Source organism: Stanieria cyanosphaera PCC 7437 (assembly GCF_000317575.1).
Classification (GTDB): domain Bacteria; phylum Cyanobacteriota; class Cyanobacteriia; order Cyanobacteriales; family Xenococcaceae; genus Stanieria; species Stanieria cyanosphaera.
Genome location: NC_019748.1, coordinates 2,978,348 through 2,992,820 on the forward strand (window position 1 = coordinate 2,978,348; position 14,473 = coordinate 2,992,820).

8 protein-coding genes are annotated in these 14,473 nt (G+C 35.5%); 4 read left to right on the forward strand and 4 right to left on the reverse strand.

Annotated features, from left to right (window positions below; genetic code table 11):
- The first annotated feature begins 190 nt into the window (after nt 1-190).
- Nucleotides 191-346, forward strand: coding sequence for a hypothetical protein (locus tag STA7437_RS26595; protein WP_171815455.1), 156 nt, complete (start codon nt 191-193; stop codon nt 344-346).
- Between the two features lie 22 nt (nt 347-368).
- Here STA7437_RS26595 and STA7437_RS12950 read toward each other — a convergent pair whose 3' ends face one another.
- Nucleotides 369-1,094, reverse strand: coding sequence for a S1 family peptidase (locus STA7437_RS12950; RefSeq protein ID WP_171815456.1), 726 nt, complete (start codon nt 1,092-1,094; stop codon nt 369-371).
- A 467-nt stretch (nt 1,095-1,561) separates the two neighbouring features.
- On the opposite strand from STA7437_RS12950, the gene STA7437_RS26600 reads away from it, so the two are divergent.
- Both STA7437_RS26600 and STA7437_RS12960 read left to right on the forward strand, forming a co-directional pair.
- Nucleotides 1,562-6,700, forward strand: coding sequence for a CHAT domain-containing protein (locus STA7437_RS26600; protein ID WP_015193842.1), 5,139 nt, complete (start codon nt 1,562-1,564; stop codon nt 6,698-6,700).
- 219 nt (nt 6,701-6,919) lie between these two features.
- Nucleotides 6,920-8,605 carry a ShlB/FhaC/HecB family hemolysin secretion/activation protein gene (locus tag STA7437_RS12960; RefSeq protein ID WP_015193843.1) on the forward strand — a complete coding sequence of 562 codons (1,686 nt, stop codon included), beginning with the start codon at nt 6,920-6,922 and terminating at the stop codon, nt 8,603-8,605.
- A 106-nt stretch (nt 8,606-8,711) separates the two neighbouring features.
- Here STA7437_RS12960 and STA7437_RS12965 read toward each other — a convergent pair whose 3' ends face one another.
- A complete protein-coding gene (locus tag STA7437_RS12965; protein ID WP_015193844.1) occupies nt 8,712-9,305 on the reverse strand; it encodes a COP23 domain-containing protein in 594 nt (197 codons plus the stop codon).
- Between the two features lie 126 nt (nt 9,306-9,431).
- Nucleotides 9,432-11,456 carry a serine/threonine-protein kinase gene (locus tag STA7437_RS24915; protein ID WP_015193845.1) on the reverse strand — a complete coding sequence of 675 codons (2,025 nt, stop codon included), beginning with the start codon at nt 11,454-11,456 and terminating at the stop codon, nt 9,432-9,434.
- Nucleotides 11,457-11,768: 312 nt separating this feature from the next.
- Between STA7437_RS24915 and STA7437_RS12975 the strand changes: the two genes are divergently transcribed.
- Nucleotides 11,769-12,872 carry a transporter substrate-binding domain-containing protein gene (locus STA7437_RS12975; RefSeq protein WP_015193846.1) on the forward strand — a complete coding sequence of 368 codons (1,104 nt, stop codon included), beginning with the start codon at nt 11,769-11,771 and terminating at the stop codon, nt 12,870-12,872.
- A gap of 45 nt (nt 12,873-12,917) precedes the next feature.
- On the opposite strand, the gene STA7437_RS24920 is transcribed toward STA7437_RS12975, so the two are convergent.
- A complete protein-coding gene (locus STA7437_RS24920; protein WP_015193847.1) occupies nt 12,918-14,357 on the reverse strand; it encodes a WD40 domain-containing protein in 1,440 nt (479 codons plus the stop codon).
- Nucleotides 14,358-14,473 lie beyond the last annotated feature (116 nt).

The window sequence follows — 14,473 nt, forward strand, 5'->3', positions numbered from 1 at the left end:
ACAGGACAAATGCAATTTTAACTTTCAAAATAAGAAAACAGATCTAATTAATCCTGTTTTATTTAAAACTGAGTGGATTAAATATTTTTGGGCTATTCTTCTTTTCATCTATGAAAATGGAAAAAATATTCACTTGTTAGCTATTTGTCAGATTTTAGGTGGAATTAAAAGCATAGTACCAGTTCAAAACTTGAACGATTTGTCTGGCAATCTAAAACCAGGTTACGGATTTGATCGCCATGCTTCTTTCTTACACAAAAAAGATTTTTTTAGTCAAAGACAAAAAATTCAAGAATACCTAATTTCTCAAAAGAAATGGCAAACTCATCATAAAATTGCTCATTAAATACCTCTTTAATACTTTTAATTCACATTGCACTAAAATTAGGCAGAGGAAGTATATATTTTATAGGAATTGCCCAACTTAGCTTGCTCATTTTAGTCCATTCTTGATCGGAAACTGTAGAGCCATCTTTAAAAATATAAGGATTACCAAAAAGAGGATACTTTCCTATACCATTAATACCAATAAGTTCTCCCTGTCGATTTAATAATGGTCCCCCACTCATACCATTTTTAACTAAATTAGTATAGCCGATTTGATAGCCACCAACAAAAGGGCGATCGCTAGTTAAAGCAATTTGTCCCCTAGTGACATGAAACTGATTAGATTGAGTTAAATCATCTTCTATAGGAAATCCTCCAGCTATGACATTCTGCCCTATTTTTGCATTAAAAGTTTTGTTTAAGTTAATGACTTGATATTTTTTATTAAGACTAGGAAAAGTTAAATAACTAATATCATTTTCAAATTTTGTAGTAGTAATAATTTTACCTGGATATTCTCTTCCATCTGGAGTTTGAATTTGATAAGAGTTATTTTTATTAGCAACAACATGATTGTTAGTCAGAACTAAATAATGTCCTTTCTGGCGACGAATTAATATTCCTGAACCACTATTTAACCCTGATTCATCTTTAGAAAAGATTCGCACTGTAATTGAGCGAGTAAAGTCTTCTAATTGTTTTTGAGATAAATTTGTAGAAGAAAAAGCCTTATTGTCTGAAACTAATAAAGTGATTAATATTAGCAAAAATATAATCCCAAATAAAAGCTTGGCTTGATAAATATTTTGACGCATATGGAAAAACTATAAATTGAACAATAATGAGATATGTGTAATTAATTATTTTAATTTAAACAAAAATTTATGAAAAAATTAGTTTTTTTTTTACTAAGTAATTATATGCAAATAAGAAAAGCATATCCAAAATTTACTTAGGTATTTTATTGCAAAGATTAATTTATTTTTCGAGTTTGAAATAATCCGTCATTATTACTAGTCATTAAGATTTTATTGATGTTAGTCTGTGAAAACTTAAAAGTAGTCTCATTCAAATAGGTAATTTAAACTATTTTTTTATTAATAGTTCTCAGTGATATTGCTAACTTTTTTTTATTTTCAATAATGGTTTTTATTTAGTCATTGAGCAATTTCTATTAAAGTAATTCATTATTAATTACCTAAACTATCTGGTTAATTTAAAGGAGAAATTAGCTATGAAAAAGATTAGTTTGTTATTTGCTATTATTCCCTGGTTGGCAGCAATCAATTTTAAACCAATACTTGCTCAGAGTATTATTCCTGGTAATGACGGAACTGCTACTATAGTTACCCCCCAAGGAAATCGCATTACTATTGATGGGGGAACTCTTTCTAAAGATGGTCACAATCTTTTTCATAGTTTCCAAGAATTTGGTTTAGATGCTAACCAAATTGCGACTTTTTTATCTAATCCACAAATTCAAAATATTTTATCTCGTATTAATGGAGGAAATCCTTCTGTTATTAACGGTCTAATTGAAGTCGTTGGAGGGAATTCCAACTTATTTTTAATGAATCCCGCAGGGATTGTTTTTGGTTCTAATGCTAGGTTAAACGTACCTGGAGATTTTACTGCTACCACTGCTAGAGGCATTAAGTTTGGAGATACTTGGTTTAATGCTTTTGGTTTGAATGACTATGTAAACTTAGTGGGTAATCCCAACGGTTTTCAGTTTGATGGTTCTCAAGCAGGAACGATTATCAACGCGGGGAATTTAGCAGTAGCAGAAGGACAGAATTTGTCTTTAACTGCGGGGAAAGTAGTTAATACAGGTACTATTACCGCGCCAGGAGGAAATATTACTTTAACGGCAGTACCAGGAACGAACTTGGTACGCATCTCTCAAGAGGGACAAGTTCTCAGTTTAGAAGTTGAATTACCTACCGATAAAAATGGAAAACCGTTACCCATTCAGGTAAAAGATTTACTAGATATACTGGCGGGACTACCACCAGAAGTAGAGACGGGATTGAATTCTACTTTTGATGGAAAAGTACAATTAGCTGAGTCTGGTACGACAGTTCCCGATACTTCTGGGACGAATATAGTTTCTGGAAACTTAGATGTTTCTAATACAAAAGCAGAAGCTTTTGGCGGTGAAGTAAATGTTTTAGGAGATAAGGTTGGTTTAATTGCTGCAAATGTCGATGCTTCTGGGGATGCAGGAGGCGGTAAGGTACTAATTGGCGGAGATTATAAAGGACAGGGAACTGTACCAAATGCTGATGTTACCGTAGTTGATAGTGAATCGGTAATTAATGCTGATGCGCTGAGAGATGGGGATGGCGGTAAGGTAATTGTTTGGTCAGATGCAACTACCAGAATTGAAGGGAATATTAATGCCACGGGAGGGCAAAATTCTGGGAATGGTGGTTTTGTCGAAACTAGTAGTGGTGGATTTCTGGATGTTGTTAATGCTCCTAATGTAGCTGCATCTAATGGTTTAGGAGGAACATGGTTACTCGATCCACATAACATCACAATTGTTGAAGATGGAACATATTTGGTCGGTTACGAAAACACTTTGAACATAAGTACAAATAATCCTTTTACAGCGATCGCAGATGATGCACAAATTAAGGTTGGTATTATCAAAGAGGCTTTAACTGGCGGTTCTAATGTTGTTGTCTCAACTGGAACGACAGGAAATCAAGAAGGCAATATTACTCTAGAGGCAGACCTTGATTTTGATGGCACAGGTAACAATACTTTAACTCTAGATGCGGCAAATGATATTGTGATTGGAGTAGAAGGAGATACTTTAGTTGGTGAAACGACCACAGGAAAGATTTTTGATAGTAATGTTAATACCAATGATTCTCTCAATTTATTTTTAACCGCAGATAGTGATGAGAGTGGAGATGGACGAGTTCAAATCGTTGCACCCATATCAACAGGCGGGGGAAATATTGTGCTGACTGGTACTAGCAATAGCAATTCCTATTTTGACAGCGCAATTGAAATCGGCAGTCAAGTTAACTCAGGAGGTGGAGATATTGCATTGACTGGCACTGGCAATTCTGGGCGCGGAATTAGAATTTACAGTCAGATTAACTCAGGAGGGGGAAATATTACGCTGACTGGCACTAGCAATTCTGAGGGCGGAATTTCGATCTTTGATCGGATTAACTCAGAAGGTGGAGATATTGCACTGACTGGTACTAGCAATTCTGACAGTGCAATTTTCGTCCTCTCTGAGGGTGAGATAAACTCAGAAGGTGGAAATATTACACTAAAAGGCACTAATGCTGATATATATATTGAAGGTCAACTTAACTCGGGAAACGGGAGTATCACACTAACGTCTGACATTATTGGTCTAGATACTTTTGTGAATCAAGATATATTGATTGGTGAGGGAGATTTACTAATTCAAACACTTACTCCCGATCTAGATTTAGAAATTGGTGGCACAAGTGATCTTGAGACAACCTTTCTCAATGAAGACGAAATAGCTGCTATTCAAGATGGTTTTCGTTCCATTACCATCGGTAGAGAAGATGCAACAGGAAACATTGTCGTTGTTGATGATATTAGCTTTAACGACAATCTAACTCTTCAGTCTCCAGCATCTGGCGGTAGTATTACAGTAGATGGAGCAATTCAAACCAATGGCAACAATTTAACTCTCAATGCAGGTAATGCAATTAACGTTAATAGGGATATAATTACCGATGGTGGAATTATTAAGCTCGACAGCAACGGTACGATTAATAGTAGTCAAGCTTTACTAGATTCTAGTGCTGATGAAAATGGAGGGGAAGTTAGTCTTACTGCTGCTAGTGATATTACTGTAGGAGAAATTGATTCTTCCTCCGACACAGGAAATGGAGGACAAGCTAGTTTAAATGCTGGGGAAGACATTAATATAGGAACAATTGATTCTTCCGCCGATATAGGAAATGGAGGTCAAGTTACTCTTAATGCTGGAGGCAACATTAATCTAGAAAGCATCGATTCTTCTTCCTTCGACACAGGTAATGGAGGTGAAGTTAAACTCAATACTGGAGGTAACATTGCCGTAGGAAGCATTGATTCTTCCTCTGTTGTGGGTAATGGAGGAAAAATTGCACTGGAAAGTACAAATGGAGCAATTAATGCAACAACAACAGTTGAATCAGAAGGTCAACAGATAGTAGTTGGTGGGATAGTTTCTGGTTCGGAATCTGGCAATGGAGGAGACATTTCTATTAAAGCTCCTGAGAACATTCAAACAGGATATATTATTTCAAGTTCTTTAGGTACTGGACAAGGAGGTGCAATTAACCTAGAAAGTACAGGAGGAACTATCGATACTACCGTAGGTACAACAGAACAGTCCATTTCAACATCGGATTTATCAGAGGATTTATCTCAAGACATTGTAGATAAATTATTTGCTGGTATTAGTTCATTTTCTTCACTAGGAAATGGTGGAAATGTTACTCTTGCTTCTCAGGGAAATATTAAAGTAAAGGCGATTAATGCAGAAGGTGGAGACAATGGCAATGGGGGAGATGTTAACGTCAACTTAGACAATAACCAACCACCATTATTTCAAGCAACTGGTACTTTTACTGCCCGCAGCGGGTTAGATGCCAGTATCTCTACAGCAGCAGGTATAACAGGCGGAGACATTAATCTTAGACACGGTAGTGATGGAAAAAATAATCCTTTTAGAGTAGGCGATCCAACAGCACCGAATGGAACTGCTGGAGTAATTACTACTGGAGATACTACCATCGATGGCGAATCCTTCTTCTTTACGGAAAATAGGAGTAACATCAATCTTATTTCCGTTGATAATATTGTCACACCTCCTATAGTCAATCCACCTACGGAACCTCCTATAGTCGATCCACTCATCGATCCCAAAAAGATTGATGAAAACAATATTAGTGGAGTAAAAAATCCTCCTTCTCAACTACAAGCTAAAGTCTTACCTCCAACTATCCAAATTGCAACGATTGAACAAGCTCGTGAAACTCTTGCCAAAATCGAGCAAGCAACAGCAGAAAAACCAGCCCTAATCTATGTTAATTTCACTCCGCCAGGAATTTCTGCCAAACAAGACCTGAATGAAGATTTTGCTAGACGAGAAGCAGCTTCAACAGCACAGTACGAACAGTCCTTAAATCTACCTGAAAATATAGCCGAACCTAATCTATCTATTCCTAGTGAAGATAGTGATGTATTAGATATATTAGTAGTTACTCCAGAAGGAGAACCAATTCAGGTTAAGGTTGATGGAGCTACCCGTAAACAAGTTATTGAAACTGCCAATGAGTTTTATTTAGGATTTATCTATGAAAGAGCTAGTTATCCTAAAGAGCAATACCTGAAACTTGGTCAACAATTATATCAATCGCTGATTAATCCGATAGAAGACAAACTTAAAGAGCGAAAAATTAATAATTTGCTGTTTGTTATGCCTACAGGATTACGCTTACTTCCTATAGCTGCGCTTCACGATGGTCAACAATTCCTAGCTCAAAAATATAGTACAGGAATGGCTCCTAGTCTTAACCTGACTAATACTGCTTATCAAGATATTAGGGAGCAAAAATTAGTTGCAATGGGAGCTTCTCAATTTAACGACCCCAATGCACTAGGACCTTTACCAGATGCAGAACTAGAATTAAATACTATCGCGAAACTTTGGTCTGCTGGTAAGCCTTCCTTATTAAACGACAAATTTACTCTCAATAACCTTCAAGTTAGTCGTCAACAAACTCCTTATGGTATCGTGCATATTGCTACTCACGGAGAATTTGCCCCAAGCGAGCAACCTGACGAACCCTCAGAAATTTATCTGCAACTGTTTGACAAGAGGTTGGAGCTACAGGAATGGCGAAATCTAGGTTTCAATAATCCCCCAGTAGAATTATTAGTATTAAGTGCCTGTCGTACTGGCTTAGGTAATGAAGATGTGGAAATGGGTTTTGCAGGTTTGGCAGTACAAGCAGGAGTCAAATCAGCTTTAGGCACATTCTGGTATGTAAGCGATCGCGGTTCGATGGCATTAATGAATGAATTCTATCACCAACTTAAAACTTCCGAGACCAGAATGAGTAAAGCCGAAGCCTTACGTCGCGCTCAAGCAGCCATGATTAATGGACAAGTTCATCTTCAGGGAGAAGAATTAGTTACTAGTTGGGGAGAAAACATCAACTTATCCCAAAACTCCCAAGAGTCTCAAGAAGATTTATTCGGTAACCCCGTTCAAACCTCAACACTAGAAAGCGCAATTATTCCACCATCTAATCAAACACAACTAGATTTTTCTCATCCCTTTTATTGGGCTCCTTTTACGCTAATTGGCAATCCTTGGTAAACTGACACGCATTTAATTTATGGGTGAAGGGAGAAGAGAGTAGAAAGTAGCAGTGGCAAGTGACTGAAAGCTCATAGCTAATAACTAATGACTTAAAACTTCAAAACCTTCTGCCTTTTGCCTCCTAACCCCCGATTCCTAACGAACTCGTAATCGAACTCAGGTGTTGAGTGAATTGAACAATTAAAGTCAAAATATTTTTGGGAGATATACAAAATAATGGGATACTTAAGAGGTTTAATTGTAAGTTGCAATCTTCTACTAGTAATCTATACTGCTCTTTTGAGTAATATTTCTTCAGTTCATGCTGATGAAAGTAGTGCTACAACTTCTACAGATAGTAATTCAGTTGTTGCCAAGTCTTCTTCTAACTGTCCAAAAATTGAGCGATCGCACTCAACAATTTTCATTCGTAAAATTGAATTTATTGATGCTAAAGGTGAACCATACCAACCTTTGATCAGTAAAGAGAAATTAGAGCCAATTATTAAGTCTCTGGAAGGATGTTCTGTAACTCAAGACAAGTTAACTGAAGCAGAAGAAAAAATTAACCAATGGTATATAGGCGAAGGATATATAACTTCTAGAGCTTTTTTTCAAGGAATGACTAATGGCGTTGCCAAGATTGGCATTATTGAGGGAAGTATTGAAAAAATTACCATAGAAAATTCACCAAGATTAGAACAATATGTCCGTTCTCGTTTAGAACGAAGTGTGAGTAAACCTTTTAAGGTAAGTAAACTAGAAGAACAACTGCGTCTCCTGAAAGCAGATCCTTTACTAGAAAAAGTGCAAGCTAGTTTGAGAACAGGTAGTCAAAAGGGTCAAAATCAACTAATTGTCAACGTCACTGAAGCCAAACCTTTTGTCAATAGTATGGGTGTAGATAACTATACTCCTCCGAGTATTGGTTCTGAAAACTTAAGTTACAATTTAGCCTATCGCAATATTTTGGGATTTGGGGATACATTTTCTACTAATTACAATCCTAGTTTTGAGGCTATAGGTGGTACTTATAACTTAGAGTTTGGTTATGGAATCCCTCTCAATTCTATGGATGGTACTTTACAACTGAGAACAGCTATAAATCGCAATAAAGTAATTAGCGGACAGTTTGAAGAACTAGAAATTGAGGGAGAAACTGAACTATATGAACTTTCTTTTCGACAGCCTTTAGTTTTAACTCCGCGAAAAGAATTTGCTTTATCTTTAGGCTTTGCCTATCAAGATGGACAAACTTTTACGTTTCAAGGTCCTACTCCCTTTGGTTTTGGCCCAGATGAAGATGGGATTAGTCGCACCAGCGTCTTACAATTAGGGCAGGAATATACTCAGCGAGATGTTTCTGGAGCGTGGGCTTTTGGTTCTAAGTTTCGTTGTGGTCTAGATATTTTTAATGCTACCGATAATTCTGATTCTCTTCCTGATGGTCAGTTTTTTAGTTGGTTAGCTCAGGCTCAAAGGGTACAAGTTCTTAATGATGACAATTTTTTAATTATTCAAGCTGACTTACAATTAACACCTAATAGCTTACTACCTTCAGAACAATTTGTTATTGGCGGAGGTCAATCAGTAAGGGGTTATCGTCAAAATGCTCGTTCTGGTGACAGTGGGTTTCGTTTTTCTATTGAAGACAGAATCACGTTAGCCAAAAATCAAGCTGGAGAACCAGCATTCATCCTGGCACCCTTTTTTGATATGGGTTCGGTTTGGAATGTAGATGATAATCCTAATATCATACCAGAGCAGAATTTTATTGCTGCTTTAGGTTTAGGATTTTTAGTGCAACCCATACCAGGACTAAATCTCAGATTTGATTATGCCCCACCTTTGTTTGACTTAAGCGATCGCGAAGATAGTCTGCAAGATAATGGCTTTTATTTTAGTGCTAATTATAACTTCTAAACCAAATAGAGTAATTTTTGATTAGGAACAGACAAAAACTTAGGAGCGAACAATTGTTCGCCCATACAATTAAATGTTATGTCCTAATTTATACTTCCGATGTTTTTTATTGTTGCTGATTATTGAACAATAATCCGTCAAAATCCTCAAAATTTCCAGAAGAAGGCAAAGAATCAGATTCTTTCATTGTTGGAGCGTTCTGTAAAAAGTCTTCGATATTAATTACACCACCTCTCGTAATTGCTCCGTTACTCACTCTGCTAGAAACATCAAAAAGAGTTTTGAGTACTTCTTTAGGATTATCTTTAGGTTCTAAGGTAAGTAGTAAACCGTCTTGCTTGCATTTGTAGGGCTTGGTAGGAGAATTAGTTCGTTCTACTACACAAATTACTGGTTGCTTATTGATAGTGCCACTGTCTACATATCTCAAACTTCCCGCATCAGCGTGTTGCTGAAAACGGGCAGTCACGGCTTGACAACGTTGTTCAGGAGTATAACCACCGTTGGTAAAAAAGGTACTCTTCCAACTAATTAGAGGAATTTTACCTCTAGGGGTATCGGCAATTGTCATTGGATTTCCTTGATAGTTAATACAGGAATACTGAACTGGATTTTCAGCCAAAGTAAGTTTTGTTCCAGCAACAAGATTAAGAGTAGTAGCAGATATTAAGATAAGCATTTGAACTAATTGATTTTTCATAGTTGTAAAACCTTCTATTAATAGAAATTAGTAGACAAAGCAAAAAAGGTAACAGGTAATAGCAGGGGTTATACTTACGTAGGAATAATCACTTCGTTACACCTTTGGTGGCATGAATTATTCCTACTAGGGGCAACTATCACCTGTAATTAGGGCATTGTTACCGTCACAAAGATCTATTGGTGGTGGCGGTTCAACAATAACGGGATTAGTGGGTTGTTTAGGTTTCTCAGGCTTTGGATCGCTTTTAATTGGTATGGGAGGATCTGCAACAGGAACAGAATTAGAATTAGCAGGTTTAGGTAGATCGGGATTTTTTGGAGGATTAGGTTCAGAAAGTTTCTTTAATTCTGTTTCTGCCTGTTTTTTTAACCCAAGTCCTTGTTGTTCCCAATAAAAAGAATGAGATTGTTTGGCATTATTAATAATTTCTTGAGCTTTACTATTAGCACTGTCCCAAAAGCCTTGACTAATAGCAGCTTCACTTGCTTCAAACAGTCGAGCATTCTTTTGATAATCTTCTTCCCACTGTTGTTTTAAATCTAAAGATTTTCCTTTTACAGAACTACCTGATTTAATTTGAGCAATTGTGGCGATCGCTTTTTCTAAGTTTCCTTCTTTTTGATAAATTTCTGTGGCTTGTTTCAGAATTGCTTCTGCCCACTGCTCTTTATATTCCTGTACTTTGTTGTAGTTAGGAATTTTGTCATCAATTTCAGATGCTATGTCAAAAGCTTCAGCAAATTCATTATAGGATGCTTTTTCTTGCGCCCAACTAAGACCACATTCTCCTTTGATTTTTAATCTTTCTTCTTCTGAAATACCAGCTTGTTTGATCTCATCAGAATCAGTCTGTTGATAACATTCCTCATAACTTTTTTTGTTTTTAAGTTCTTCAAGAGTAGCGATCGCGCCTTGACGTTTTTGTTCTTGAGCTTTTGCAGCTTTATCGTTGAACAAATACATTCCTCCTGTTGCAATCGCACCTATTAATAGACCAACACTTACAACTTTCCCAGTTTCAGATTGAAAGAAAGCTTTAAGTTTTACAGTCAAATTATTTTGAGAAGTATTTTTTATAGATGTGGATGTTTCTTGTGTCTGTTTTGTCTTTGCTACATAACTAGAATTAATCTTGCTTGGTGAAGTTTGAGAAACATTTTTTTCTTCATAATTGTTGATAACAGATTGTTTTTCCAAAGGATTATTAGTTTCTAACACTTCTTTTTCTTGTGTAACAATTTCAGTTCCTGGAGCAATTTTGGCTGCTGTGTTTTGTTCATCTAAATTAAGAATATTTGTAGGTGTATATTCTACTTTTGAACTTCTTGATATTTGAGTGACTTGAATATTTACTAACTCTTCTAAAACTTCTTTAGCAGATTGATAACGATCTTTGAAATGGTAGCGTACCATCTTAGCAATCACTGCTGCCAATTGTGGATTTACATTTGCTTGAGATTGCCAAACAAATTCACCATTTTCATCTTCCTGAAATTCTACAGGATGAACTCCAATTAAAGCTTGAATAGCAATTATACCCAAGGCATATATATCACTGGTAATTCTTGGTTTTCCCCTTGCTTGCTCTGTAGGCATATAGCCACGAGTTCCTACTGCTACTGTAGAATTAACTAATTGAGTTTGAGCAAGAACAACTTCTTTAACAGTTCCAAAATCTACCAATACTACTTTATTATCTTGCCGACGACGAATAATATTATCTGGCTTGACATCTCGATGAATTACACCATTACTATGGACGAAATCAAGAATATTTAAACAATCTTGTAAGAATTCTATTACCTTAGTTTGTGACCAACATTTACCAGAAACAAGTTCTTGAGATAAAGTATGACCATCAATAAATTGTTGTACTAAATAAAATTCCTGTTCCTGTTCAAAATGAGCAAGTAGTTGGGGAATTTGAGGATGATTGCCTAACTTCTGTAAAGTTTCAGCCTCAGTTTTAAATAAGCGTCTTGCTGTATCTAAAAATTTAGGATCGTTAAAACTAGGATTAAATTGTTTGACAACACACTGAGGATATCCGGGTAGTTGCGTATCTTCTGCTAAATAAGTTTTACCAAATCCTCCTTGCCCTAGAGGTTCGATAATTTGATAGCGTGAACTAAGTATTTGTCCCTGCATGATTTACAACTAGAAAAATAAATTTAAATTTAGATATGAAATAATCAGTTATTTTTCCAAAAATATCACTTTTCAAAAAAAGCTCTTGTGATTTATAATCTTGTCAAATATTTTTTTTATAATTATTTGATAATTTTTATTGATTTGCTTGTAAAAAAAATAATTAATTTAAAAATTAAGTATTTTTACTATAAAAAAAGTTCATTTAATAATTAAAATACGTAGATTTAATGAGTATTTGCTAAAAGCTCAAAAAAACTGAAATAATTCTCACAAAATATACTATTGCTTGATATATTTTTACTCTACATTATGATTAAGTTTATTTTGTATAAAAAGGTTTGGCAGCAAGCTTTTTTACTTGGGCTATTACTAATTGTTTGGGTTAATCCTGCCCAGTCCAAAGAATTACCTAAATCTTTGCGAGTAGGCACTAAACCATTTGCTCCTTTTGCTTTTATTCAAAATGGTCAATATATTGGTTTCAGCATCGATTTGTGGAATGCTATTGCTAATCAATTAAATATTGAATACGAACTTTATGGAGAGGAAACTGTCACCGATTTATTAAATTCAGTAAGTTCTAGTAGTACCGATGTAGCGATCGCGGGAATTACAATTACTGCCGAACGGGAAAAAACCGTAGATTTTTCGCATCCTTTCTTTGAATCAGGACTGCAAATTATGGTTCCTCTTCGTTCTAATTCTTTGGCAGTACCTAGCTTTCTCGGGATAATTTTTTCACCTATTTTTTTAAATACAATAGGTGTCCTGCTAGTAGTTATCCTAATTTCTGCTCATTTACTTTGGTTTTTTGAACGTAAACATAACCCAGAAATGTTTCCCAAAGAATATCTTTCTGGAATTGGAGAAGCTTGTTGGTGGTCAGTAGTGACTGTTGTCACTGTAGGATATGGAGACAAAACGCCCAAAGGAATACCAGGTCGTATGATTGCCGTAGTTTGGATGTTTAGTGGCGTTTTACTGATTTCTTATTTTACTGCCTCTATAAGTTCTGCTCTTACTGTTCAAAAGCTTGAAAACTCAATACAAGGTATTGAAAGTCTTAACGGAAAACGAGTAGCTACAGTGAAAGGAAGTACTGCCTCTCAATATCTGGCTAATCTTCCTATCAATATCACAGAGTTCGAGCAAGTAGAAGATGTTTTTAAGTCCCTCGAAGAACATCAAGTAGATGCAGTTGTTTACGACGCTCCAGTATTAAAGCATTATGCTTCTCAACAAGGAGTCGGAAAAGTTCAAGTGGTAGGTTCAGTTTTTGCTAAACAAAGCTATGGCATTGCTCTCAAGCAAGACAGTCTTTATAGAGAACAAATAAACCAGGCTTTACTAAAACTTCAAGAAAATGGTACTTATGAAGAACTTTATGAAAAATGGTTTGGTCAGGTTAATTAGCATAATATGTAATATTAATAAGCTTTACCAAGCTGGTACGATAATTTAGAGTTTACATAGTTTAATTGCTTCATTCTTGCTACTAATAGCTAGTGTCTGCCCGTCAGCACTAATTGCTATGGATATCAATTCCGTAGTTGAAGTTGCGATCTCTTCGTGCCTTGGCTGCACCAAGATCGCAACTATTTCTTGCTTAGTGCTTAAATTCCAGAGTTTAATCATTTTATCTGCACTAGCTAAAGTTTGTCCATCAGGGCTAAAAGATAAAGCACTAACTGCTGATTTCTGTTCAGGCAGACTGACTATTTCTTGCTTAGTACTTAAATTCCAAAGTTTAATCATTTTATCTGCACTAGCTAAAGTTTGTCCATCAGGGCTGAATGCTAAGGAATTAACTGCTAATTTATGTCCCGTTAGAGTGAATATTTCTTGCTTAGTACTTAAATTCCAAAGTTTAATCATTTTATCTGCACTAGCTAAAGTTTGTCCATCAGGGCTGAATGCTAAGGAATTAACTGCTAATTTATGTCCCGTTAGAGTGAGTATTTCTTCCTTGTTACTTAAATTCCAAAGTTTAATAATTTTATCAGCCCCTGCACTAGCTAAAGTTTGTCCATCGGGACTAAAAGCTAAAGCTTGTACATTTTGAGAACTATTCGGTAGTTGGCATATATCTTTCCAAACTATTAAATTCCATAGAGTTTGACTAGAAGAGGCACTAGCAACTGTTGACTTCTCATGACTGACAACAGCTTCTGTGACAATCTTTTTTTGATTAAAGTTAGTACAATCGTCTAAATTAATATGCAATTGTGCTTCTACTTTTGTTTCTTCTATTGATTGAATTTCTGAGGATACTGCTATGGATGTTTCTGTCGTAGAATTAACTGAATTGCTTTCCTCTTGCAGTGTAGATTCTGAGATTTCTGTGGTTGGTATTTTTCTCTGTGATTTTTCAGAAGTTGATAGGAACTCGACTAATTCTTCCTGTTCAACTGATGAAATTTTTAAAGCATCTGTTAGCAGTGATTGAAGAGAATTATCTAAACTTGAAGGTTCTGAGTCCAAAACAGGAATTGCTATAGATGTGATTTCTTTAATTTCTGTTGGCTGAACTAAAACCGTAGCATTTAAAGTTTGGCATTCAAAAATAAATTCTGGTCCTTTCAAGCCCAGCACAATGCGATCGCCTGACTTTAAGCGATAAGTATCATTAATTTTTTCATCGTTAACTAAAGTACCGTTGATTGTGCCTAAATCAGAAATTTCCCAAGAGATTTCTGATTCACAACTACTTAGTTTTATTTCTGCATGATGACGAGAGACAGTAATATATTTTTGTGGGTCTAAAACAATTTTGCATTCTGGAGAACGACCAATAATATTTGATTCTTTAGTAGATAAAGAATATTGCAGAGAATTTTTTTTTTCGGAAGCTTTATTTAAAGTTAGAGTAGCGAAACAGCTATAATTAGAGTTTTGCATTTATTTAATTTATTCGAGCCAAAATTACTTAATAAGAATTGTTTTAATAACAAACATTTATTTTAACTTTAGCATTTGAGAATTTAAATTATTATTGATCTTTATCACATAGACCC

Bases quoted from the DNA above. Each gene is read 5' to 3' on its own strand.
- STA7437_RS26600 (WP_015193842.1), top strand. From the start codon at position 1,562: ATGAAAAAGATTAGTTTGTTATTTGCTATTATTCCCTGGTTGGCAGCA.
- STA7437_RS12960 (WP_015193843.1), top strand. From the start codon at position 6,920: ATGGGATACTTAAGAGGTTTAATTGTAAGTTGCAATCTTCTACTAGTA.
- STA7437_RS12965 (WP_015193844.1), bottom strand. From the start codon at position 9,305: ATGAAAAATCAATTAGTTCAAATGCTTATCTTAATATCTGCTACTACT.
- STA7437_RS24915 (WP_015193845.1), bottom strand. From the start codon at position 11,456: ATGCAGGGACAAATACTTAGTTCACGCTATCAAATTATCGAACCTCTA.
- STA7437_RS12975 (WP_015193846.1), top strand. From the start codon at position 11,769: ATGATTAAGTTTATTTTGTATAAAAAGGTTTGGCAGCAAGCTTTTTTA.
- STA7437_RS24920 (WP_015193847.1), bottom strand. From the start codon at position 14,357: ATGCAAAACTCTAATTATAGCTGTTTCGCTACTCTAACTTTAAATAAA.